Raw genomic sequence first — 21,518 nt, 5'->3', positions numbered from 1 at the left:
CGGGATGTTCGACGGAGTGTCAGATTGCGGGTGCGGGGCGGACGGACAGCTGCCAGGAGGCTTCGGTGGCGGCTGCGGCGCAGCCGACCAGCAGTCCGGAGGAGGTGGTGCGCAGGACGATCTCCTGGGTGCCGGACGGGCCGGCGGGGGCCAGGTGGAGCCAGTGGCCGCTGCTGAGCCGGATCGCCGCGGCGGCGGCCCAGACCTGCCGGAACGCGGCGCTGTCGAGCTCGCGGCGGGTGCCGGCGGAGTCGATCACCACGGCGGTGTCGGCGGGGGTGTCGGGGGTGAGCCAGAGGACGATCTCCTCGTCCGCGCCGGGGGCGTGGACGTCGATCCGGACCGGTTCGGCGGACTGCTCGGGGGCGGTGACCTCCCAGCTGATCCGCTCCTGCGGGGCGGCCAGGCCGAGCGGGTGCTTCTGCTCCCACTCCTGGCCGGCGGCCACGCCCCAGCCGAGGCCGGTGGCGAGGCTGTGCCGGTGGTGCTCGCGGGTGACCCAGGCACCGGCGCTCCAGCGCGGGTTGCAGCCGAAGGCGCGGCTGCGGGGGGCGGGGCTGCGCAGCACCTTGGTGCCGCCCTCGGTCCAGCCGGTGATGCCGGCGGCGGTCGCCTTGACCGTCAACTTCCGCTGGGTGTCGAGGGTCTGTGCCTCGCGGGGGGTGTGCTCGGGTGGCGGTCGGCGCCGGTGCGGAGTTCGGTGCGCAGGCGGGCGGTGCCGTCGGCGTCGGTCTCCAGGTGGCGTTCGACCAGGGTGGCGGTGATCAGCCGGACGGGGTGGCCGGCCGGGAGCAGCACCCGGTTGGCGCCGTCGGTCCAGGTGAGGGTGGAGCCGGCGGGTGCGGTCCGGGCGGCCGCGACCACCTCGGAGGTGTCGCGGACGCCGATCCCGGTGCCGATCAGGTGCCGGTGGGCGGTGCCGTCGGGGTCGGTCAGGGTGAAGTCGCCCTGGCGCAGTCCGACGGTCTGGAAGATCCGGCCGGGCCGGGTGGTGAAGGTGAAGTCCTGGCTCAGCACCCCCTGGTGGAGGGTGATGGTGCCGGTGACCCGGTTGCCGCCGCTGTGCTCGGAGACCCGGACGCCGTGCTCGACGGGCTGGATCTCCAGGTCGCGGGCCTGGCCTTCGCGCCAGCCGGCCGAGCGGTCGGCCTCGGCGCTGGGCCAGGTGGAGACGAACACCGGTCCGTGGTGGCCCTCGGCGTGCACGGTGAGGGTGCCTTCGGCGGTGTCGAGTTCGGCGGTGAGCCCGTCGCCGCCGAAGCGGTGCGGCTCGCTGTCGCCCAGCGCCCGGACTTCGTAGGGCGGTTCGGCGATCCTCAGCGGCCGGGTGGCGCCGGCGGGGTCGGTGAGGGCCGCGTCGAGCATCAGGCCGCGGTCCACGTCGATGGTCGCGGTGAGCTTGAACTCGCCCAGGGCCAGAGCGTAGGCGACGGTCCGGATGTCGTCCACCACCCTGACGTCGGAACGGAGTTCGTCGTCCCGGCCGCCGGCGACGTTGCCGAAGCTGCTGAGCTGGCCGAGCGCCGCCAGCGCCTCGGGGTCGAGGTCGTGGAAGACGCTGCGCAGGATCAGCGGGATGTAGTTGTGCAGTTCGACGTTGCCGTCCTCGCCGGGGACGGTCTCGCCGACGGAGACGCAGCCCACCCGCCGGTAGAGCTTGAAGGCGACGGTGTTGGCCGGGTTGACGGTCAGTCGGAGCACCAGGCAGCCGCAGCGCATCATCCATTCGACGGCCTCGGTGAACAGCCGCCCGGTGATGACGCCGTTGCGGTAGGCCGGGGCGACGAAGAACATGTCGGCGATGAGTTCGCCGGCCCGGGCGGAGCGGCGTCCGGTGCTGTGGAACAGCCCGAACGTGCCGACCACCCGGCCGTCGTCGACGGCGATCAGGAACGTCGCGGTGTCGCGTTCGGCGAGTTCGCGCTCCAGCTCGTCGCCGGTGATTCCGCCCGCCACCGGGTTGGGGTTGTCGCGGTGACGGTTGTAGAGCTCGGCGATGTCATGCGCGTCGCCCTCCTGGTACGGGCGGATCGTGATGGACATTCCACACCTCCTTGTCTGCTCTGGTCCGAAAGGTGACGGAGGGTCAGCCCTTGCGTTCGGTGGTGACGATCAGCGAGCCGGCCGCGGCGAGCTCGGTGCCGACGGACGCCCGGACGGAGACGGAGCGCAGGCCGCCGAGCTTCTGGCCGAGCTTGGCCTCCAGGGTGAGCTGGTCGCCGGGGACGACCAGCCGGGAGAACTTCATCGAGCTGATCGAGCCGAGGTAGCCGACGCTGCCCGAGGGATCGCCCTCGGCCGGGGTCGGGGCCTCCAGCAGTTCGGCCACGTAGACCACGGCGACCAGCTGGGCCATCGCCTCGACGATCATCACGCCGGGCATGATCGAGTGGTCGGGGTAGTGGCCGGCGAAGAACGGCTCGTTCACCGAGACGCTCTTGACGCCGCGGCCGGAGACGCCGGGGACGACGTCGTAGGCGCGGTCGATCATCAGCATCGGCCAGCGGTGCGGCAGCATCCGCTTGATGTCGTCGGAGGAGTAGGCGAAGGTCTTCGGCTTCTCCCGGACGGCGGCCTTGACGGGCGCGATGGCGGTGGTCACGGTCAGACCTCGCGGGCTTCGATGAAGTCGACCAGGGCGTTGATGGACCCGAAGGCCTCGAAGTCGTCGTCGCTGATCAGCACGTCGTACTCGTTGTTGATCATGACGACGATCTCCAGGGTGTCCAGCGAGTCCATCTCCAGGCCGCGGCCGAACAGCGGCTGGTTGTCGGAGACGACCTCGGCCTCGGCGTCCAGGCCCAGGCGGTCGATGATCATCGACTTGATCTTGAGGTTCTTCTCCAGGCGCTGCTCGGCCTGGGCGCGGACGTCCTCGAAGGTGGCGGTGGACATGGTGGGAGTACCTTTCTGATGGGTGTGATGGAACGTCAGTTCGATTGCAGGGCGGTCAGCTGTAGAGCATCCCGCCGTCGACCGTGAGCACCTTGGCGGTGATGTACGAGGCCGCCGGGCTGGCCAGGAAGACCGCCGCCTGCGCGACCTCCTCCGGGGTGCCCATCCGGCCCAGCGGGATCGCCGCCGCGGCCTCCTTCAGCTGCGCCCGGGGCACCTTCTTCACCATGTCGGTGTCGATGAAGCCCGGCGCGACCACGTTGACCCGGATGCCCTTGGGGGCGCCCTCGTAGGCGAGGGTCTTGGCCATCGCGATCACCCCGCCCTTGGAGGCGGCGTAGTTGGCCTGGCCGACCCGGCCGGCGATGCCCGAGGTGGAGGCGATGAAGACGATCGCCCCGCCGCTCGCGTACATCTGCTTGGTGGCCTCCCGGGCCGTCAGGAACGCGCCCGTCAGGTTGGTGGAGATCACCTCCTGCCACTTGGCGGCGCTCATCGCCGCGAAGTGCCCGTCAGCGGTGATCCCGGAGTTCAGGACCGCGACGTCCACGCCGCCCCAGGCGGTGCGGATCTCCTTGTACATCGCGGCGACCTGCGCCTCGTCGGAGACGTCGGCGCGCACCAGCAGCGCCTTGCGGCCGAGGCCCTCGATCTTCTCCGCCAGCTGCTCGGCCTTGCCCGCGCTGGAGCGGTAGTTGAGCGCCACGTCGCAGCCGTGCTCGGCCAGCTGCAGCGCGATCGCCGCACCGATGCCGCGGGACGCCCCGGTGACGACCGCCCGGGTGCCTTCGGTGAACAGACCAGTCATGCCGCGCTCCCGGCGAGGTTGGAGGTGACCTTGTGGGTGCCGGGGTCGAAGCCCTCGACGTCGGTGCCGAGCCCGGCCTTCTCGGCGGCGGTCAGCACCGCCTCGGCGACCGCCAGGTCCAGCACGCCCAGCCCGAACGGGGAGAACACCACGGTGCGGGCGGCGGGCAGTTCGGCGGTGCCGTCCAGCAGCGCGCCGATCTCGGCGGTGACGAACCGGCGGTGGCCGGCCTGCTGCTCGGCCTTGTGCAGCGAGGTCTGCTCGCGGATCGCGTGGTCCGCGTCGTCGACCACGTTGACCGCCCCGAGCACCGAGTTCACCGACAGGTCGCGCAGCGACAGGTGCAGGACGACCTGCCCGTCCGGGCGGTTCGGGTGGTCGGCGAGGTCCAGCCAGTAGGAGGAGTCGGTGGTGGCGACGGAGACCGTGTCGGCGCCCAGCACCTGGCCCAGCGTCGCGGCCCGGAACTCGATGCCCGGGTACTCGGCCGCGAGCTCCGCCGCGAACACCTTGGCGCGCTCCGGAAAGGCGTCCTGGAGCAGCACGGTGGCCAGCTCGGGGTGCACCTGGGTGAGGAAGTGCACCACCCGGTGGTTGATGGTGCCGCAGCCGACCAGGCCGGCCGTGCGGACCTCGCGGCCCTTGTTCAGCAGCTTGGAGCCGAGCGCCGCGCCGGCCGCGGTGCGGACGGCGGAGATCTGGCTGCCCTCCATCAGTGCCAGCGGGTAACCGGACTCCAGGTCGTTCAGGATGCACAGCGAACTGGCGCGCTGCATCCCGCGGTTGACGTTCTCCGGGAAGGACGAGATCCACTTCAGGCCCATCACCGGGGCCGGTCCGCCGAGGTAGGCGGGCAGCGCGATGATCCGCGAGTCGGAGCGGTGCAGCGGGCGCAGGAAGGTCGAGAAGGGGAGGTCGGACTTGCCCTGGCTGTGCAGCACGTAGGCGTTGCGCACCAGGTCGATGACGGTGGAGTCGAGGCCCGTCAGGGCGGTCCGGACGTCCTCCCGGCCGAGGATCCTCATGGCGTGTCTCTCTCTTGTTCGGTCGGCGGCAGGTACTGCCGGAGGTAGGACTCCACCCACTGGTCGTCGTAGATGGTGTCGAGGTAGCGGTCGCCGCCGTCCGGGAGCACGGCCACGCAGGTGCTGCCGGGCTCGACCCAGTCGGCGGACTGCAGCAGGGCGGCGATCACCGCGCCGGAGGAGCCGCCGGCCAGGATCGACTCCTCGGCCAGCAGGCGGCGGCAGCCGCGGATGCACTCGGAGTCGGTCACCTTGACCACCCGGTCGGCGAGGCCGGGCCGGAGCAGTGCGGGGACGACCGCCGCACCGTGGCCCGGGATGGTCCGCCTGTGGGCGGACTCCCAGGGCTCCGGCGGGCCGAAGATCACGCTGCCGACGGCGTCCACCGCGACCACCCGGGTGGGCAGTTGGCGGTCGTGGATGAACTCGGCGCAGCCGCGCAGGGTGCCGGTGGTGCCGGCCGCCAGGAACAGGTAGTCGGGGGCCTTCGGGAGGGCCTCTACGATCTCCCGCATGGTGGTGTGGTGGGCGCGGGAGTTGTCCTCGTTGGCGTACTGGTTGGGCCACCAGGCGTCCGGGACGGTCTCCAGCAGGTGCCGGACCCGGGCGATCCGGGCCGGCAGGAACTCGCCGGTGGCGGGGTCGCGGTGCTCGACCACCTCCACCTTGGCGCCGTAGGCCCGCATGATGGCGAGGTTCTGCTGGGTGGTGCGCGGGTCGACCACGATGACCAGGCCGAGCCGGTAGAAGTTGCAGAGCTGGGCGAGCGCGATGCCCAGGTTCCCGGAGGAGGACTCCACCACGGTGGAGACGCCGGGGACGATCCGGCCGGTGGCGATGGCCTGCTCGACCATCGACTTGGCGGCGCGGTCCTTGATGGAGCCGCCCGGGTTGAACCGCTCGCACTTGGCGTACACCTGGAAGCGGGCGGGCGGGAAGAGTCGGTCCAGGGCCACCAGCGGCGTGCCGCCGATCGTGGCCACGATGTCGGGGTCCGACGGACGGTACGGGCGGACCCGCACCTCGGCGCCGTCGGGGACGAGCACGGTCATTCCGGCACCTCTCGGCTGATCTGGAGCCGAAGCTCACTGACGTAGTGCTCGCCGTCGGCGTCGGGCAGCCAGGACTCCTCGGGGGCCGGCAGCGGTTCGCTGACGGTCACCCCGGCGTCCGGGTCCGACTGCACCGCCCGGCGGACGAGGTTGGCGAAGGAGAGCACCAGGGTGGGGCTGGTGAAGTCGACCAGGGACGGTTTGGTCTCCTCGGGGAACTTGACGAAGGCGTGGTCGGGCAGGGCGTTCTCGGTCACCCAGCGGCGCACCGCCAGGTAGTCGCGGTGGCGGTCCGCCTTGGGCGCCAGCTGCACGCCGCGGGCGGGCAGTCGCCAGGTCTCCCGGAACAGCACCAGGCCGTCGAGGGTGACCCGCGGGGCGTGCGGGCGGTCCAGGCCGATCTTGAAGGCGTCGCAGGCGATGATCGAGATCAGCACCGCGAGCAGTTCGGAGAGCGAGCGGGCGCGGCCGTCGGCGGTGGTCGCGGTGACGGTGCCGTCCCGCTCGTCGAGGGTGATGGAGACGGCCGGCTCGATCCGCTCGCGGCGGTCGAACGGGGCGCGGGTGAAGCCGATCAGGCGGTCGCCCTCCCCGATCGGGGCGGGCACCATCCGGCCGCTGTTGCGCTTCCAGCCGACCGGCAGCAGCGGCACCAGCCGCTCCGCGCCGATCGCCCGGTTGACCTTGTCGCGCAGCGAGCCGGAGTCGGCAGTCCAGTCCAGGAACGGCAGGTCCAGGGTGGCCAGGCAGGCGTGCAACTCACCCAGCACCACCAGGTGTTCGCCGCGGTTGACGGCCTCCGGGGAGGTGGCCACCACCTGCAGGTCGGGGCTGTGCACCGCCAGGTGCGGGGAGCGCACCGGGCCGGTGGCGAACACCTCGCGGATGCGGCCGCCGACCTGATCGGTGCTCAGGTCGACCCGCAGCTGCCCCTCGGGGACGTCGCCGATCACCTGACGCCACTTCAGCGCCAGCTCGCGGACCGCCTGCTGCACGGGGTGGTTGTGCTCGCCCCAGAACAGCGCCAGGGTCTGCGGCCAGACGTCGGCCAGCGTGACCGGTCCGCGGCTGCGCTCGGCGGCCTTCCGGACCAGGGCGGCGACCTCGGCCTCGACCAGTTCGGCCAGCCGGTTGCCGAACCAGTCGGCGGCGTCGGCGACCAGGGCCAGCGGGCGGGCGATGCCGTCCAGGAAGTCCTGGCCGAGCTCCATCCGGCAGTCCCGCAGGGTGTCCTGGTAGACCAGGGTGCGGCCGGCGTACGCCTTGCCCTCCTCGCGGGAGGCGGCCTGACCGGTGGTCTCCACGAAGTAGGCGTCCAGCGCGTCCAGCGCCTCGACCAGCTGCTCGGCGCTCTCCGCCCGGTCGATCCGGTCCTTGTGGCGGGCGAGTTCGGCGAGCACCGCGTCGTAGCGGACGAACAGTTCGGGGTCGCCGATCGCGGAGACCCGGCGGCGCAGCACCTCCTCGGCACGGACGTCGACCGGGATGTTGGCGTCCCAGCCGAGCACCCGCTGCCGCAGCAGCCGGCCCAGCACCTTGTCGGTCTTCTCGCGGGCGCCGGCCGGGTCCCAGCCGTGCTCGGCGACCAGCAGGTCGCTGATCTGCTCGGCGTTGCGGTCGCCGTCGGCGAGCCGCAGCACCTGGGCGTCCTCGGGGCGGAGCCGCAGCACCTTGCGGTTGGAGAGCACCAGCTGCTCGCCGTCCAGCTGGACGTCGGGGCGCAGCATCGGCGGGAACCACCAGCGGGCGCCGGGCTGTTCGGCCATCCAGTCGGCGATCGCGGCGACCGTCCAGCGTTCCAGCGAGGTGCGGGCGGCGGCGACCAGGGCGGGTCCGTGTTCGAGGTCGACGGCCTGCCGGGTGCGGCCGACGCCGATCCAGGCACCGGGCCCGAAGAAGCCGATGGTCTCGGCCTTGGCGCAGTAGCGCAGCCAGTACATGGCGAGGGTGCGTTCGCGCTGGCGGCGCTTGGTCTCCTTGCCGCCGGGGGCGGCCAGCGAGTCGAGGATGCGGAAGACGGTGCGGTTCTGCCAGGCGATGGCGAGGCGGAGCTTCGGGTCGGTGGCGAGGGCGGCGAGCCGGGCGGACTCCTCGTCAACGTCGGCCCGGTAGGCGGCCAGGAACGCGTCCTGGTCGGCCCGGCCGGCGGCCAGCTCGGCGGCGGCCAGCGGGGCGCGGGTGCCGCCGATCAGGCGCAGTCCGGAGACCGGGAAGCCGGCGTTGCGGAGCAGTCCGACGCCCCAGACCTGCCAGTCGGAGCCGGCCAGCGGGTGGAGCGGGCGGAAGTCCGCCCAGTCCACCGCGCGGGTGGTCGGGGCCGCGGGCGCGGTCATCCGGCCACCGCCGTCAACTCGCGCTCCTGCGGGGCGGGTTCGGTGAGCGCGGCGGCCAGCCGGCCGATGCCCTCGGCGATCTTCTTGCGCGGCACGTTGCTGAAGCACAGCCGCAGGCCGTCGGCGTGCTCGCCCGCGACGGAGAAGTGTCCGCCGGGGACGACCGAGACGCCGTGGGCGGCGGCGGCCTGCGCGTACCGGCCGGCGTCGGCGCGGTCGCGGTGGCGCAGCCACAGGTAGAAGCCGCCGTCGGGGCGCTGCCAGGTCCAGGGGGTGTCGGCGCCGAGTTCGGCGTCCAGTGCGTCGGCCATCAGGGTGCAGCGTTCGCGGTAGCTGTCCCGGTAGCGGTCGATCAGGTCGGTCCAGCCGGAGCGGGAGTAGAAGGCGGCCAGCGCGCCCTGGGCGAGGGCGGAGGGCGAGAGCGAGATGATCTCGGCGACCCGGGCCAGGTCGTGCCGCAGGTGCTGCGGGGCGGCGATCCAGCCGGAGCGCAGGCCGGGCGCGAAGATCTTGGAGAAGGTGCCCAGGTAGACCACCTGCTGCGGGTCGAGGGCCTGGAACAGGGTGGTGGTGGCGCCGTCGAAGCCGAGCAGCCCGTACGGGTTGTCCTCGATCAGCAGCAGGTCGAGCTCGCGGCAGGCGGTGAGGATCTCGGCGCGGCGCGGGACGGACAGCGTCGCGCCGGTCGGGTTCTGGAAGGTCGGGTTGACGTACAGCATCCGGACGGTCGCCCCGGCGGACCTCAACTCCCGCACAGTGGTCCGCAGTTGCTCGGGGTCGAGGCCGTTCTCGTCCTCGGCCGCGCCGTGCAGCTCCAGGCCGGCGGTGCGGAACGCGGCGGTGGCGCCGGGGTAGGCCGGGGTCTGCACCAGGATGGTCTCGCCGGGGGCGCCGAGGGCCAGCGCGACGGCGGTCAGGCCCATCTGGGAGCCGCTGGTGGGGATCAGGTTGTCGCCGTCGGCGTGGCCGTCCTCACGGGCCATCAGGTCGGCGACGGCGGGCACGAGCGCCTTGGCGACGTGCGGGGTGGTGTACTGCAGGGCGAGCTTGCCGCCCAGCCGGACGAGCCGGGAGAGCTGGGTCGATATCGCGTCCAGCGGCAGGACGTCCAGGTCGGGCAGTCCGCCGGAGAGGGAGATGACGTCCCCGCCCCGCTCGAACAGCTTGGGCAGTTCGGCCGCGGGTCTGGTGTCGGTCCACATGGCTGTCGGTCCCTCAGACTCGGGCCGGGGCGGCGTCGGCGGCCCAGGCCTGCACGTAGCGGAACAGGCCGGCCGGGGAGGCGAGCGCCGGGTCGGCGAGGGCGTCGGGGTCGACCTCGATGCCGAACTCCTCCTCGACGGCCATCACCAGGGCGATGGTGTGCAGGGAGTCGACGCCCAGGTCCACCAGCGGGGTCTCGGAGTCGGTGACCTGCACGGAGCAGATCCGCTCGACGAGCTGGTCAAACTGCGACTGGTTCATGGCTGCTCCTCGGGGATGCGGTGGTGGTCTGCGGGGCGGTGCTGTTCCTGGCGGCCTGCTCGGCGGCCTCGACCAGGGCCTTGGCGGCGGTCCGGTCGGGCTTGCCGTTGGCGGTCAGCGGGACGGTGTCGATGGCCACCACCCGGTCGGGCATCCGGCTGTGGTCGAGCCGGCCGATCAGCAGGCCGCGGACGGCCTCCGGGGCGAGGCTGCCGTGCACGGCCAGCAGCAGCGGGCTGCCCTCCGGCTCGGGGCGCAGCGCCACGGCGGCGGTGACGCCGGGGATCCGCTCGGCGGCGTCCTCGATCTCGGTGAGGGCGACCCGCATGCCGCGGCGCTTGATCACGTCGTCGTCGCGGCCGACGAAGTACAGCCGGCCGTCCTCGTCGAGCCAGCCGTTGTCGCCGGTGTGCAGTTCGAGCGAGCCGTCGGGGCGGCGGACGAAGCGGTTCTGGGCCTCCAGCGGGATCCGCCAGTAGCCGGCCATCACGGTCGGGCCGGACACCACGATCTCGCCGGTCTCCCGGGGGCCGAGCGCGGTGCCGTCGGCGGCCACGATCCGGACCCGGTCGCCGGGGATCGGCGGGCCGACCGAGTCGGGGTGCTCGGCGTAGTCCTCGGGGTCGAGGATGGAGATCCGCTTGCACTCGGTCATGCCGTACATCGAGGCGAACTCGGAGCCGGGGAACAGCTCCAGCAGTTCGGCCGTGACCGCCCGGCCGGGGCGGGCGCCGGTGTTGGTGAACAGCCGGACCTTGGTGGGCCGGTGCAGCTTGCCCTGCAGGAGCGTCAGGATCTGGGCCAGCGAGGGCACCAGCGGCACGACGGTGACGCCGGTGCGCTCGATCAGCCGCAGCAGGCCCATGTCCTCGCTGCGCCGGGCCAGCACCAGGGTGCCGCCGACCAGGGCGGACAGCAGCGCCTGGTAGAGGCCGTAGTCGAAGGAGAGCGGGAGCCGGCAGAGCACCACGTCGTCCTGCCGGTAGCCGAGGCAGGCGTTGATGGCGTCGAGGGCGGCGAGCATCTGGCGGTGCGGGCAGACCACGCCCTTGGGGCGGCCGGTGGTGCCGGAGGTGTAGATCAGCATCGCCACCTCGTCCTCGCCGACGTCGGCGCGGTGGCCGTCCTCGGCGGCGGCGAGCACCTGCTGCCAGGCCTGTTCGACGTCGACGGTGCGGGCAGCCCGGCGGCCGGCCTCGGGGCGGCAGACGGCCAGCGCGGCCTCGCTGTCGGCCACGATGTGGTCGATCTGGTGGTCCGTCAGGTCGGGGTGGACCGGGACGAAGATCGCGCCGATCCGCAGGGTGGCCCAGAACAGGGCCAGGAAGGCCCGGTCGTTGCCGCCGGCGTACACCACCCGGTCGCCCGCGGTGAGGCCCTGGCCGCGCAGCCAGCCGACCGCGCGGTCCACGGCGGCGCCCAGCTGCCGGTAGTCCAGGGTGCCCTGGGCGTCGGTCACGGCGGGGTGGTCGGCCCGCTCGGCGAGCGGGTATTCGAGCAGGTCAGACACCGGCATGGACGGACGCTCCTCGGCTGGCGGGGGCGGTCAGCCGCTCCCGGGCCCGGGCGACGTCCCGGGCGGTGGTCACGGACAGGACGTCGAGCTCGGGGTGCTGTCGCTTGAGGATGTTGGCGAGGGTCTTGGCGGGCGGCAGCGAGACGGTCAGCTCGGGCTTCTCGAAGGCCAGTTGGGTCAGGCACAGGTCCCAGCGGACCGGGTTCACCAGCTGCTGGACCAGTCGGCGGCGGATCTCCGCGGGGTCCTCGACGCCCGCTCCGTCCGCGTTGGAGAGCAGCAGGTGGGTGGGCGGGGCGAACGGCACCTGCTCGGCGGCGGCCGCGAAGGCCAGCCGGGCGGACTCCATGTACGGGGTGTGGAAGGCCCCGGCGACGCTGAGGGTCTTCACGGTGGCGCCGGCGGGCGGGGCGGCGGCGAGCCGCTCCAGGGCGTCCACCGCGCCGGCCGCGACGATCTGGCCGGGGCCGTTGAAGGTGGCCGCGTACAGCCCCAGTTCGGCGATCCGGTCCAGGACCTGGTCCTGCTCGCCGCCGACCACGGCGGCCATCGAGGTGTCGGCCTCGGCGCAGGCCGCGGCCATCGCCCGGCCGCGGACGGCGGCCAGCCGGACGGCGTCGGCGGGTTGCAGCACCCCGGCCCAGACGGCGGCGGTGAGTTCGCCGACCGAGTGGCCGGCGGCCACCGCTCCGCCGGGCGGTACTGCGTCGTGCAGGGCGTCGTGGGCGAGCAGTCCGGCGGCGACCAGCAGCGGCTGGGTGTGCTCGGTGCGGGCGATCTCGGCGGCCGGGGCCTTGGTGCCGAGCTGGACCAGGTCGACCTCGGCGGCCTCGGACCAGGCCCGCACCCGCTCGGCGGTGGCCGGGTCTCGCAGCCAGGCGGCCAGCATGCCCGGGGTCTGGGAACCCTGACCCGGAGCAATGAATGCGAACATGTGTTCTAACCCCCTTTCGGGTGGGGCCTGCGCCCGGCGCGGAGCGCGCCGGAGCGGCGGATCTTCGGACGGTTGGTGCGGACCGGGCGGCGCCGGCGCTCGGCCGTTACGGGCGGCCGGTGGACTTGCGGAAGCGGCGGACCGCCAGGAACGAGAACCCGGCGAACCAGGCCAGCAGGTTGAACACCGCACCGGCCACGCTGGAGTGCTCCCCGTGGAAGGAGAAGCCGTCGTTCAGCGGGTACCTGGCCAGCGTCGCCACCCCGTACATCGGGGTGTACCGGGAGACCTCCAGCATGGCGCCGCTGAGCGGGATGAACAGGTTGCCCAGGAAGGCCAGCGCGGTCATGGTCAGGCCCGGCATGTGCATCACCACGTCGGGCTTCATCGCCAGGCCCATGCCGATGCCCAGCGCGGCGAACACCGCGGCGCCGATCCAGGCCACCAGCAGCGACACCACCCAGACGTCGCCGTCGGCCTGAGCGCCCGTCAGCGCACCCAGCACTCCCACGATGGCGACCGGCACGCCGGCCATCAACACCGAGCAGAGCACCTTAACCAGCAGGTAGCCGGGCGGGGTGAGCGGACTCATCGCGATGGTGCGCATCCAGCCCACCGACTTCTCCACCGAGATGGTGGCGGCCGAGCTGACCGCCGCGGTGGCCGCGCCGTACACCGCCTGACCGATCATCATCCAGGCGGCGAAGTTGCCGTGCGGCAGGCTAGCCCCGCCGGACGGGGCGGTCCGGAACAGCGCCAGGTAGAGCACCGCCGGCAGCAGCACCGTGAAGATCGTGGTCTGCCGGTTGAAGCGGCGGCGCAGCTCGTACCGGACGAAGGTCGGGTTGACCCCGTTGAACACCGAGGTGCGGGCGGCGGCGGGGGCCGTGACGGCGGCCATCAGACGTTCTCCTTCTCGGCGGTCGGCACGACGGGGCGGCCGTTCTCGGTGATGGCCATGAAGGCCTCCTCCAGGCTGCGCGGCGCCACCTCGATGTCCCGCGCGGAGGTCTCGCCGACCAGCACCCGCAGCAGCGCGTCCGAGTCGGTGCAGGTGAAGTAGGTGCGCTCGCCGCGGACGGTGCTGGAGCGCACCCCCGGCGTGCGGGACACCACCCCGGCCTCGTACGGGCTGACCACCGCCGAAACGGTCCGGCCGCTGGTCGCCGAGCGGATCGAGGAGGCCGAGCCGTCGGCCACCACCGCGCCCTTGCTGATCATGACCACCCGGTCGGCGAACTGGTCCGCCTCCTCCATGTAGTGGGTGGCGAACATGACCGTCATGCCGCGCGCCGCGTCCTCCCGGACGGCCGCCCAGAAGTCCCGCCGCGCCACCACGTCCATGCCGGCCGTCGGCTCGTCCAGCACCAGGAGGTCCGGACCGGACAGCAGCGCCAGCGCGAACCGCAGCCGCTGCTGCTCACCGCCCGAGCAGGCCGCCACCCGGCGGCTGCGCAGCTCGGTGATGTTCGCCCGGGCCATGCAGCGCTCCGGGTCCGCCCCGGGGTGCAGCGAGGCCAGCATGTGCACGGTCGCCTCGACCGTGAGGTCCGGCAGCAGCCCGCCGGACTGCAGCACCGCCGCCACCCGGCCGGCCCGCACCGCCTGCTCGGGGCTCTGCCCGAACAGCCGCACCTCTCCTTCGTCGGGCCTGGTCAACCCGAGCAGCATGTCGATCGAGGTGGTCTTGCCCGCGCCGTTCGGCCCGAGGAACGCCACCACCTCACCCCGCCGAATCCGTAGATCCAGCCCGTTCACCGCGGTGAACACCTCGCCCTTGGCATTGGTGAACCGCTTGACGACGCTGGTGAGTTCAGCCGCCAGGGGAGACGCCGTCCCCCTCGACGCCGTACGGTTCTGGTAATCGATCATCATCCGGTTCCTCACGATTCGGCGGAGGTTCGCCTCTTGTGAGCACCACTCTCCGGCCTCCCCCTATCGCCCCGAACCGGCCCGCCTATCGCCCCCCTATCGCCCTTTCGCACCCGTCCGATGGGCGCTCCGCCGGGCGCGGGACCGAGGCTCCGTCAGGGCGCCGAATCGGGCACGTTCTTGCTGCGGGCGTACGCCTGGACCGGGGTCATGCCGCCGTAGCCCGGGAGGCTGACCGTGTTCTCGTGGCTGACCGCGGTGCAGCTGCCGGTGGTGTCGGCGGTGGTGGCGTCCGCGCCCTTCAGCGCGGCGGACGGGTCCACGCTCGGCGCGCTCCGGCCGGCGGTGGCCGGGAAGGCGGTGCCGGACGGCCAGTCCGCGCCGATCACCAGCTCGATCGAGCTGCCGGAGCCGGCCTGCACGGCGTCCGCGGGGACGCCCAGCGCGGCGGCGACCTGCTGGGCCTCGGCCTCCCGGCCGGCCGGGTAGTGCACCGCGGTGCGGTCGGCGGTGGTGCTCCTGCCGGTGGTGGTGTCCTTGCCGAAGCCGGCCTGCCGCAGCGCGTCGGCGACCGCGCCGGCCCGCCCGTCCAGGCCGGTGCCGTTGCGGACCACCACGTTGATCGTCCGGCGGGCCGGTCCGCTCGCGGGGGGCGCAGCCGGCGCGGTGGCGGAGGGCGCCGCGGGCGGCGGCGTGGACGGTGCGGCGGTGGCGCCGGCCGGGCCGGCGGTGAGCGGCTGGTCGTTCTTGATGGTGGCGAACAGCTTGGCCGCGTCGGCGCCGGCCACCAGCCGGTCCTTGTCCCGGGGGTCGGCCGCGGTCTGCATGGTGGTGAAGGTGACCCGGGCCGACGGCACCTTGTTGAGGTCGTCGGCGAGGCCGACCAGCTTGGTGATGCCGTCCAGACCGGGATCGACGGTGAGCGCCTTGGTGGCGGCGTCGGCCAGCCCCAGCACCTTGGTCGGGTCGGTGAGCGTCCCGGCGCTCTTCAGCTGACGGATCATCGACCCGAGGAAGGCGTGCTGGGCACTGGCCCGGCCGAGGTCGCCGCCGTCGCCAAAGCCGTGCCGGGTGCGGACGAACTGCAGTGCCGCCATGCCCTTCAGGGTGTGGGTGCCCTGGGCCAGCTTGAGGTGCGAGTACGGGTCGTAGACGTTGTCGCTGACGCAGACCGGGACGCCGCCGACCGCGTCCGACATCTTGATCACACCGGAGAAGTCGACCTTCACGAAGTGGTCGATGGGTATGTCGGTGAGCTGGTGGACGGCCGCCACGGTGCAGCCGGGGCCGTACTGCAGGCTGGAGTTGATCTGGCCGCGGTGCTTCTTGGACGAGGTGTTGTGCTCCTTGTCGATGCAGCCCGGCAGGTCGGTCATCAGGTCGCGCGGGATGCTCATCACGGTGGCGTTGCTGCGGTCCGCGGAGACGTGCAGCAGCAGTTCGACGTCCGCGTTGGCGCCCTCGCCGCAGTCGCCGCCGATCGCGCAGTCCTCCGGGTTGTCGCGCGAGTCCGAGCCGATCACCAGCACGTTGATGGGGGTGCGACCGAACGCGTCCGGCACCTCGTGGCCGGCGTCGCCGTTCTCGCCCGCGAACAGCGGCGAGGACTTGATGTTGCCGTTGTACCGGTAGTACAGGTAGCCGCCGGTGCCGACGGTCACCACCATCAGGCCGGCCGCGGTGTACGCGAGCACCCGCAGCCAGCGTTTCCCGCGCCGCCGGGCCCGTTTCGCCTCCGCCCTGGCCTCCGCCCTGCCCCCGGCCCTGCCGCCCGCCGCCCGGTCGGCCGCTCCCCCGCCGGACGCCTGGCGCTGCTCCGGCACGCCCGCCGCCGTCTCCACGGCTTCGGCCTGGTCGCCTATCACATCGCACCCCCGTCGCCCGGCCCGTCCGAGCTGTCTTCACCCCTATAGATGCAGAATCGGCCGAAGGTGTTGCACCGGAGTTCGCACCCGTCTCGTCCGCCCCGCCGGTACGGGCGCCCGGTCTCCCCCGACCCCTCGTCGGCGGCACGGAGAAGGCCCCGCTCACGTGGTCCGTGAGCGGGGCCTTCGAGGAACCGGGGAGACGACCTGCGGGTCGCACTCCTCCCCGCCCGACCCGGCCGTCGTCACTCGGTGGTCCCGGGTACTGCCCGGCGCGGGGCGATCAGCAGCGGTACTCGACCGTCCAGGAGTACTGGTACTGGTTCTGGCGGTTGTAGAAGTCGACCCGGTACACGCCGTCCCGGAAGCCGTTGCCGGTGACGTACGTGTAGTTGAGGTGCTGCCAGTACGTGCCCTCGTAGGCCGTGTTGTAGGCCTGCGCCGGGCAGCCCTGCCCACTCAGCGCCGTCCGGGGCCAGCCGGGCGACCCCGGCGAGGAACTCGCCCTCCGCCACCCGGCCGGCGAACAGGCGGCTTTCGGCCGGGAGTTGGTGCGGCCCGCGCGCCACCGCCACGGGCCCGGGCAGCAGCGCGGCCGGGGCGGTCCAGGCCGGGGCTGCGGGGGCCGCCGGGGCTGTGGGGCGCTCGGCGGCAGGGCGGCCGGTGGCCGCCGCGACCAGCTGCTCGCGACGGGCGACCGGCAGCGCGAGCCCGTCCGCCAGCCGGGCCACCGAGGACAGCCGGGGCCGGCGGCGGCCGGCGGCGGCCGGCCTCCAGCATGCTGATCGAGTGGGCGGAGACGCCGGAGCGGTCGGCCAGCTCCTCCTGGGTCCACCCGGCGGTCAGCCGCAGGTCCCGTAGCAACTCGCCCAAGTCCACTGCCGTTCCCCGTTCCCGAAGCGGTCGCGCCACCCGGGCCGCCCGGAACGGCAGCCGATCGTAACGAAACCGCCCGGGCCCGCGGGCAGGCTCCGAACCACCGCAGGTGACAGCCCGACCGCCCGGCCTGACGGACCGTCAAGCTCCTCGCCCACGGACTCGGCCCGCGCGCCAGCGTTCGAACGTACGCAACCGCGTGGCCGAAAAGCATTCACCTCGTCGCTTTACCTTCGCATTGCCCGGCGGCACCGCCACGGGTGCGCATGCGGCGTACCCGGCCGGGTGCGCCGACGCGTCGAGGAGACGTTCCTATGCAGCGCAAGGCCCTGAAGGCCGCGGCAGTGCTCGCCGTCGCGAGCTCGCTGATCGGTGGCTCGGCGGTCGCCGCCCACTCCGACCAGGAGCACGGCGAGCGCAACAACGCCGAGATCCGCAACGTCATCTACCTGCTCGGCGACGGCATGGGCCGCACCCACGTCACCGCCGGCCGCGAGCGCTTCTACGGCGCCGCCGGCAAGCTCACCATGGAGCGCCTGCCGTTCGTCGGCCAGGTCTCCACGTACGCGGTGGAGAAGGGCAGCAACAAGCCGGCCCTGGTGACCGACTCGGCGAGCTCCTCCACCGCCTGGTCCTCCGGCGTGAAGACGTACAACGCGGCGCTCGGCGTCGACTCGTACGAGAAGAAGGTCGTCACCCTCATGGAGCAGGCCAAGGCGGCCGGCCTCGCCACGGGCAACGTCTCCACCGCCGAGATCACCGACGCCACCCCGGCCGGCATGTTCAGCCACGCGCTGCTCCGCGGCTGCCAGGGCCCGACCTACTCGGACGCGGCCTGCCTGCCGAAGAACGCCGACGGCAGCTACGAGGCCAAGCCGGCCGACGCCACCCTGATCACCCCGATCGCCGAGCAGATCGCCCGCAACGGCACGGCCGACGTGATCCTCGGCGGCGGCCTGGCCCGCTTCGAGCCGGACGACCAGAAGGCGCTGGAGGCCCAGGGCTACCAGGTCCTCGGCAGCTTCGGCGACCCGGCGCTGAGCGCGCAGACCGCCGCCAGCCAGAAGGTCGCCACCAAGGCCGAGCTGGACGCCGCCAACGGCAAGAAGGTCGTCGGCCTGTTCAACCGCGGCAACCTGACCGTCGAGGCCGCCAAGTCCGCGCTGCCCGCCGGCGCCGCCGAGAAGGCCGAGCCGACCCTCTCCGACATGACCGGCAAGGCGCTCGACCTGCTCGCGAAGAAGAACAAGAAGGGCTTCTTCCTGCAGGTCGAGGGCGCGCAGATCGACAAGCGCTCGCACGCCAACGACGCCGACCAGACCCTGGGCGAGATCAAGGCGTTCGACGACGCCGTCGCGAAGGCCGTCGAGTTCGCCAAGAAGGACGGCCACACCCTGGTGATCGTCACCGCCGACCACGAGTGCGCCGGCTTCAACATCATCGAGAAGGGCTCCTTCACCAACGCCGAGGCCGCCGCTCCGCCGGCCAACGCCGACGCCGGCAACACCGCGAACAACAGCTCGCCGGCGCGCTCCTCCTCGGCCAACGTGAAGGACCCGTCCCGCTCCACCGGCATCGTCAACGGCGCCGGCTCCAAGGACCCGAAGAACTTCGCCCCCGCGACCTTCCGCACCCCCGACGACCCGGCCGGCGTCACCGACGGCAGCCCCGAGGCCAGCCTCTGGCTGACCTACCTGTCCGGCAACCACACCGGCGCCGACGTCCCGATCTTCGCCTACGGCCCGGGCGGCCAGCGCTTCGCCGCCAGCCAGGACAACACCGAGCTGTACGGGAAGATGTACAGCGCCCTGTTCGGCGGGAAGCCGCACGGCCGGGACTGACCTCCCCCCTCGCACCGGGCCCGGGGGCATGCCGCACCCCGGGCCCGACCGCCGCTCTCCTCCTCCCGCCCGCCCCGCAGAAGGCGCAGCCATGACCTCCCGCACCCGCACCGCCTGCGCGCTCGGCGCCCTCGCGCTCGCCGCCGCCCTGCTCACCGGCTGCACCGGCACCGGGGACGCGCCCGAACCTGACGCCCCTTCGGTGAGTCCGGTCGCGCTTCCCGCCCCGCGCCAGGCCCCGGCCCCGGCCGCCGTCCTGGCCACCCCGGTCGCCACCGGTGAAGTCCGGGTCGAGAACGGCCCGTTCACCGACCGGATCAGGCTCACCGGCCTCGCCCTCACCGCCACCCCGGCGGTCACCGGCCACCTGACCGTCACCTCCGACGTCAGCGACGTGCTCGCCCTCGAAGTCCACGCCGCGTACTACGACGCCGCCGGCCATCTGCTCGGCACCGGCACCTTCCAGTACCAGGAAGAAGAAGCCGCCACCGGCCAGCACGCCGGCCCCCGCGCCGCCGGCGAAGGCATCGACCTCACCGTCCCCGCCGACCACCTCACCGGCACCCCCACCGGAGCCGTCCTCACCGTCCCCGTCCTCGTCAACGAGTGACGACCGGCAGCGGCGCCCGCCCCCGCCGCTCCCGCCGACGGAACGCCCACCGACAGCGGCCCGGTCGGTCCGGAAACGGCGCTGGGCGCCCTCCCCGAGGGGAGGACGCCCAGGCCGGACATCAACGACTGCCGTGTGGGCCGCCAGGGGTTCGAACCCTGAACCTACGGATTAAAAGTCCGCAGCTCTGCCAATTGAGCTAGCGGCCCGTCGGCAGGCGTGTGCCGCGTGGGACAGCGCCTGCCGGGGTGATCCTACCTGGTGCCGGGGAGGGGATGGCCAGCGGTTTGGCGGGCGGGTCGCGGGTCGGCCGAGGAGTCGACGGTCGGTCAGGCGGCGGGCAGGTGGGCGGTGCGGACGCGGCGGAGCCAGTCCTCGACGGGGCGTTCGTCGGGGGCGGCGGGGAGCACGCCGGGGCGGTCGAAGCGGGCCTCGGCGTCGGCGAGGAGCGGGACGGCGTCCTCGGGGTGGTCGGCGAAGCGCTCGCCGAGGGCGCGGACCTGCTCGGGCTCGGTGAGCCGGATCTCCAGCCGGCCGGTCTCGTGCAGGGAGACGCCCTGGCGGACCAGCCGGACCAGGTGCCGGGCGTGTTTGGCGGCCCGCGCCCGGCCGGTCGGGTCGGTGCGGTCCCGGGTGCTGAGCTTGTGGAACTGCTGGCGGGCGTAGCCGAGGTAGGAGTTGCGCACCGCGGCGGCGCACAGGAAGGTCGCCCGCAGCGCGATCAGCTCCTCGCCGAGCGGCGTCCGCACCTCGTACAACTCGTCGGGCAGCCACACCAGTTCGGAGGCGGTGGGGTTGCCGCCGAGGGCCAGCCGGCACCACTTCGCGGCCTCGTGCAGCGTCCGGTCCGGGGCGGTGGTGACGTGCGACTCGGCGGGGCGGTGCAGGCCGTGGAAGGCCACGGTGGGCGCGGCGAACAGGCCGAGCCGGTCGAGGTCGGAGCCGGCGTGCGCCAGGCCGTACGCGGTGGAGCCGACGATGCCGGAGAGCAGGACGTGCATGGGCGGACGCCTCCTCGGCGGACGCGGACGGCGGGTGACCCCCGCAGTCTCGCCTCCGACGACCCGCACGCGCGAACGATTTCCGCGGCGCCGGCAGCGGCAGAAGGAGTACCGGACCAGGCCGACCGGGGCGACACGGCCGCCCGTCGCGCCGGCCGGGTGCTGGGTGCGGCCGGGCCCGGCGCCGATACTGGGCGCATGGCGAACGGTGAGATCCCGGCGGCGAAGCTCCGCGCCTGGTGGGCGCACCGGCAGTGGCTGGACGGCGGGCGGCATCGGGGCGCGTCGGCGGCGGAGGTGCTGGCGGCGACGGGCTGGGCCCGCTCGGTGGGCGGGTCGGCGCCGTACCTGGGGCTGTTCGCGCGGGCGGGGCTGCGCCGGGCCGAGGTGGACGCGGCGGTCGCGGCGCTGGAGGTGCACGAGCTGCCGGCGGCTCGCGGCTGCACCTACGTGCTGCCGGCCGAGGACTTCGCGCTGGGCCTGGCGGCCGGCGCGGGCGCGCCGGAGTCGGAGATCGGTTCGGCGGTACGGCACCTGGACGTGACCCGGGACGAGATCGAGCAGCTCTGCCTGACGGTCTCCGAAGTCCTGTCCGCCACCGAGCCGTTGGGGCCGCGGCAGGTCCGCGAGCGGGCCGGGGCGGCGGTCCGCTCGTTGGGCGAGGCGGGCCGCAAGCGCGGGGTGTCGACGACGCTGCCGCTGGCCCTGGGACTGCTGCAGGCCCGCGGGCTGATCCGCCGGGTGCCGGTCAACGGCCGTCTGGACCAGCAGCGTTACGGGTACGTCCGGTGGGACCAGCCGGTGCACGGGGAGGCCGCCGAGCTGGCCCGGCGGTACTTCGGCTGGGCGGCCCCGGCCTCGATCCGGCACTTCCGCTGGTTCTCCGGGTTCACCGCGGCCACCGCGAAGGCCGCGCTGGCGCCGCTGCACCTGGAGCCGCTGCCCGGCACCGATCTCCTCATGCCGCCCGAACTCATGCAGGAGTTCCAGGAGTTCACCGTTCCGACCGAGCCCGCGTACGCGCTGGTCGCGGGGATCGACGGCCTGCACCTGCTGCACCGTGACCTGGCCCGGCTGGTCGACGTGCGGGACGCGGGCCGCCCCGTCCCGGCGTCCCGCACCGGGCGGAGCTTCGGCAGCGAGGCGGACCCGCAGACCCATCTGGTGGTGGACCGCGGCCGGATCGTCGGCTTGTGGGAGTACGACCCCGAACAGCGGGAGCTGGTGCACCAGTTGTTCGTGCCGATGGACAGCGCGCTGCGCGCCGCGATCGGGTCCGCCGAGGAGTTCGTGCGGGAGGACCTGGGCGACGCCCGCGGTTTCAGCCTGGACTCGCCGAAGAGCCGCGCCCCGAAGCTCGCCGCCCTCCGCGCCTCCTCCGGCTGAACCACGAAGAGCTCCACCACGAAGCACCGAACCACGAAGA

20 protein-coding genes and 1 tRNA gene are annotated in these 21,518 nt (G+C 73.2%); 3 read left to right on the top strand and 18 right to left on the bottom strand.

Annotated elements, in window-relative coordinates:
• Nucleotides 1-19 precede the first annotated feature (19 nt).
• The 16 genes from BX266_RS40050 to BX266_RS38700 form a co-directional block, all read right to left on the bottom strand.
• The gene (locus BX266_RS40050; RefSeq protein WP_259464758.1) at nt 20-625 is read right to left on the bottom strand and encodes a hypothetical protein; all 606 of its coding nucleotides are present in this window, start codon (nt 623-625) and stop codon (nt 20-22) included.
• Nucleotides 622-2,043: a GNAT family N-acetyltransferase gene (locus BX266_RS19155; protein WP_259464757.1), complete on the bottom strand. Its 1,422-nt coding sequence runs from the start codon at nt 2,041-2,043 to the stop codon at nt 622-624. The genes BX266_RS40050 and BX266_RS19155 overlap by 4 nt, the downstream gene beginning before the upstream one ends.
• Nucleotides 2,044-2,086: 43 nt before the next feature.
• The gene (gene fabZ, locus BX266_RS19150; protein ID WP_259464756.1) at nt 2,087-2,602 is read right to left on the bottom strand and encodes a 3-hydroxyacyl-ACP dehydratase FabZ; all 516 of its coding nucleotides are present in this window, start codon (nt 2,600-2,602) and stop codon (nt 2,087-2,089) included.
• A 2-nt stretch (nt 2,603-2,604) separates the two neighbouring features.
• Nucleotides 2,605-2,895 (bottom strand): acyl carrier protein, encoded by a 291-nt coding sequence (locus tag BX266_RS19145; RefSeq protein WP_099901454.1) that lies wholly within the window; start codon nt 2,893-2,895, stop codon nt 2,605-2,607.
• Nucleotides 2,896-2,950: 55 nt separating this feature from the next.
• A complete protein-coding gene (gene fabG / locus BX266_RS19140) occupies nt 2,951-3,703 on the bottom strand; it encodes a 3-oxoacyl-ACP reductase FabG (protein ID WP_099901453.1) in 753 nt (250 codons plus the stop codon).
• A complete protein-coding gene (sbnB, locus tag BX266_RS19135; protein ID WP_099901451.1) occupies nt 3,700-4,728 on the bottom strand; it encodes a 2,3-diaminopropionate biosynthesis protein SbnB in 1,029 nt (342 codons plus the stop codon). The genes fabG and sbnB overlap by 4 nt, the downstream gene beginning before the upstream one ends.
• Nucleotides 4,725-5,780 (bottom strand): 2,3-diaminopropionate biosynthesis protein SbnA, encoded by a 1,056-nt coding sequence (gene sbnA, locus BX266_RS19130; RefSeq protein ID WP_099901449.1) that lies wholly within the window; start codon nt 5,778-5,780, stop codon nt 4,725-4,727. The genes sbnB and sbnA overlap by 4 nt, the downstream gene beginning before the upstream one ends.
• Nucleotides 5,777-8,113, bottom strand: coding sequence for a lantibiotic dehydratase (locus tag BX266_RS19125; RefSeq protein WP_099901447.1), 2,337 nt, complete (start codon nt 8,111-8,113; stop codon nt 5,777-5,779). Before BX266_RS19125 ends, sbnA begins: the two co-directional genes overlap by 4 nt.
• The gene (locus tag BX266_RS19120; RefSeq protein WP_099901445.1) at nt 8,110-9,315 is read right to left on the bottom strand and encodes a PLP-dependent aminotransferase family protein; all 1,206 of its coding nucleotides are present in this window, start codon (nt 9,313-9,315) and stop codon (nt 8,110-8,112) included. The genes BX266_RS19125 and BX266_RS19120 overlap by 4 nt, the downstream gene beginning before the upstream one ends.
• A gap of 13 nt (nt 9,316-9,328) precedes the next feature.
• Nucleotides 9,329-9,577, bottom strand: a complete 249-nt coding sequence (locus BX266_RS19115) for an acyl carrier protein (protein ID WP_035864761.1) — start codon at nt 9,575-9,577, stop codon at nt 9,329-9,331.
• Complete coding sequence (locus BX266_RS19110; protein WP_099901443.1) at nt 9,558-11,093, bottom strand: class I adenylate-forming enzyme family protein; 1,536 nt, start codon at nt 11,091-11,093, stop codon at nt 9,558-9,560. The genes BX266_RS19115 and BX266_RS19110 overlap by 20 nt, the downstream gene beginning before the upstream one ends.
• Complete coding sequence (locus BX266_RS19105) at nt 11,080-12,027, bottom strand: ACP S-malonyltransferase (RefSeq protein WP_099901442.1); 948 nt, start codon at nt 12,025-12,027, stop codon at nt 11,080-11,082. Before BX266_RS19105 ends, BX266_RS19110 begins: the two co-directional genes overlap by 14 nt.
• Nucleotides 12,028-12,133: 106 nt before the next feature.
• Nucleotides 12,134-12,928, bottom strand: a complete 795-nt coding sequence (locus BX266_RS19100; protein ID WP_099901440.1) for an ABC transporter permease — start codon at nt 12,926-12,928, stop codon at nt 12,134-12,136.
• On the bottom strand, nt 12,928-13,899 hold the full coding sequence (locus BX266_RS19095; RefSeq protein WP_099908043.1) for an ABC transporter ATP-binding protein: 972 nt from the start codon (nt 13,897-13,899) through the stop codon (nt 12,928-12,930). The genes BX266_RS19100 and BX266_RS19095 overlap by 1 nt, the downstream gene beginning before the upstream one ends.
• A 155-nt stretch (nt 13,900-14,054) precedes the next feature.
• A complete protein-coding gene (locus BX266_RS19090; RefSeq protein WP_310794792.1) occupies nt 14,055-15,764 on the bottom strand; it encodes an LCP family protein in 1,710 nt (569 codons plus the stop codon).
• 459 nt (nt 15,765-16,223) lie between these two features.
• The gene (locus tag BX266_RS38700) at nt 16,224-16,643 is read right to left on the bottom strand and encodes a helix-turn-helix transcriptional regulator (RefSeq protein WP_180290533.1); all 420 of its coding nucleotides are present in this window, start codon (nt 16,641-16,643) and stop codon (nt 16,224-16,226) included.
• Nucleotides 16,644-16,954: 311 nt separating this feature from the next.
• Here BX266_RS38700 and BX266_RS19080 point away from each other — a divergent pair, with 311 nt between their 5' ends.
• Both BX266_RS19080 and BX266_RS19075 read left to right on the top strand, forming a co-directional pair.
• The gene (locus tag BX266_RS19080; protein ID WP_099901435.1) at nt 16,955-18,481 is read left to right on the top strand and encodes an alkaline phosphatase; all 1,527 of its coding nucleotides are present in this window, start codon (nt 16,955-16,957) and stop codon (nt 18,479-18,481) included.
• Nucleotides 18,482-18,572: 91 nt separating this feature from the next.
• Complete coding sequence (locus BX266_RS19075; RefSeq protein ID WP_099901433.1) at nt 18,573-19,091, top strand: hypothetical protein; 519 nt, start codon at nt 18,573-18,575, stop codon at nt 19,089-19,091.
• A gap of 136 nt (nt 19,092-19,227) precedes the next feature.
• Here the strand turns inward: BX266_RS19075 and BX266_RS19070 are convergent.
• Nucleotides 19,228-19,300, bottom strand: a tRNA-Lys gene (locus BX266_RS19070).
• A gap of 120 nt (nt 19,301-19,420) precedes the next feature.
• A complete protein-coding gene (locus tag BX266_RS19065) occupies nt 19,421-20,092 on the bottom strand; it encodes a DNA polymerase beta superfamily protein (RefSeq protein WP_099901431.1) in 672 nt (223 codons plus the stop codon).
• A 198-nt stretch (nt 20,093-20,290) separates the two neighbouring features.
• On the opposite strand from BX266_RS19065, the gene BX266_RS19060 reads away from it, so the two are divergent.
• Nucleotides 20,291-21,478 carry a DNA glycosylase AlkZ-like family protein gene (locus tag BX266_RS19060; RefSeq protein ID WP_099901429.1) on the top strand — a complete coding sequence of 396 codons (1,188 nt, stop codon included), beginning with the start codon at nt 20,291-20,293 and terminating at the stop codon, nt 21,476-21,478.
• Nucleotides 21,479-21,518 lie beyond the last annotated feature (40 nt).

The organism is Streptomyces sp. TLI_171 (genome assembly GCF_003610255.1).
Classification (GTDB): domain Bacteria; phylum Actinomycetota; class Actinomycetes; order Streptomycetales; family Streptomycetaceae; genus Kitasatospora.
Note: the sequence above shows the minus strand (reverse complement) of the source record. Positions and strands in the feature narration are given on the sequence as shown.

What these genes read in the sequence shown, in the direction of transcription:
- BX266_RS19080 (WP_099901435.1), top strand. Translation starts at nt 16,955, where the DNA reads ATGCAGCGCAAGGCCCTGAAGGCCGCGGCAGTGCTCGCCGTCGCGAGC.
- BX266_RS19100 (WP_099901440.1), bottom strand. Translation starts at nt 12,928, where the DNA reads ATGGCCGCCGTCACGGCCCCCGCCGCCGCCCGCACCTCGGTGTTCAAC.
- BX266_RS19125 (WP_099901447.1), bottom strand. Translation starts at nt 8,113, where the DNA reads ATGACCGCGCCCGCGGCCCCGACCACCCGCGCGGTGGACTGGGCGGAC.
- sbnA (WP_099901449.1), bottom strand. Translation starts at nt 5,780, where the DNA reads ATGACCGTGCTCGTCCCCGACGGCGCCGAGGTGCGGGTCCGCCCGTAC.
- BX266_RS19120 (WP_099901445.1), bottom strand. Translation starts at nt 9,315, where the DNA reads ATGTGGACCGACACCAGACCCGCGGCCGAACTGCCCAAGCTGTTCGAG.
- BX266_RS19060 (WP_099901429.1), top strand. Translation starts at nt 20,291, where the DNA reads ATGGCGAACGGTGAGATCCCGGCGGCGAAGCTCCGCGCCTGGTGGGCG.
- BX266_RS19145 (WP_099901454.1), bottom strand. Translation starts at nt 2,895, where the DNA reads ATGTCCACCGCCACCTTCGAGGACGTCCGCGCCCAGGCCGAGCAGCGC.
- fabG (WP_099901453.1), bottom strand. Translation starts at nt 3,703, where the DNA reads ATGACTGGTCTGTTCACCGAAGGCACCCGGGCGGTCGTCACCGGGGCG.
- BX266_RS19065 (WP_099901431.1), bottom strand. Translation starts at nt 20,092, where the DNA reads ATGCACGTCCTGCTCTCCGGCATCGTCGGCTCCACCGCGTACGGCCTG.
- BX266_RS19115 (WP_035864761.1), bottom strand. Translation starts at nt 9,577, where the DNA reads ATGAACCAGTCGCAGTTTGACCAGCTCGTCGAGCGGATCTGCTCCGTG.
- BX266_RS19110 (WP_099901443.1), bottom strand. Translation starts at nt 11,093, where the DNA reads ATGCCGGTGTCTGACCTGCTCGAATACCCGCTCGCCGAGCGGGCCGAC.
- BX266_RS19105 (WP_099901442.1), bottom strand. Translation starts at nt 12,027, where the DNA reads ATGTTCGCATTCATTGCTCCGGGTCAGGGTTCCCAGACCCCGGGCATG.
- sbnB (WP_099901451.1), bottom strand. Translation starts at nt 4,728, where the DNA reads ATGAGGATCCTCGGCCGGGAGGACGTCCGGACCGCCCTGACGGGCCTC.
- BX266_RS19075 (WP_099901433.1), top strand. Translation starts at nt 18,573, where the DNA reads ATGACCTCCCGCACCCGCACCGCCTGCGCGCTCGGCGCCCTCGCGCTC.
- BX266_RS19155 (WP_259464757.1), bottom strand. Translation starts at nt 2,043, where the DNA reads ATGTCCATCACGATCCGCCCGTACCAGGAGGGCGACGCGCATGACATC.
- BX266_RS19095 (WP_099908043.1), bottom strand. Translation starts at nt 13,899, where the DNA reads ATGATCGATTACCAGAACCGTACGGCGTCGAGGGGGACGGCGTCTCCC.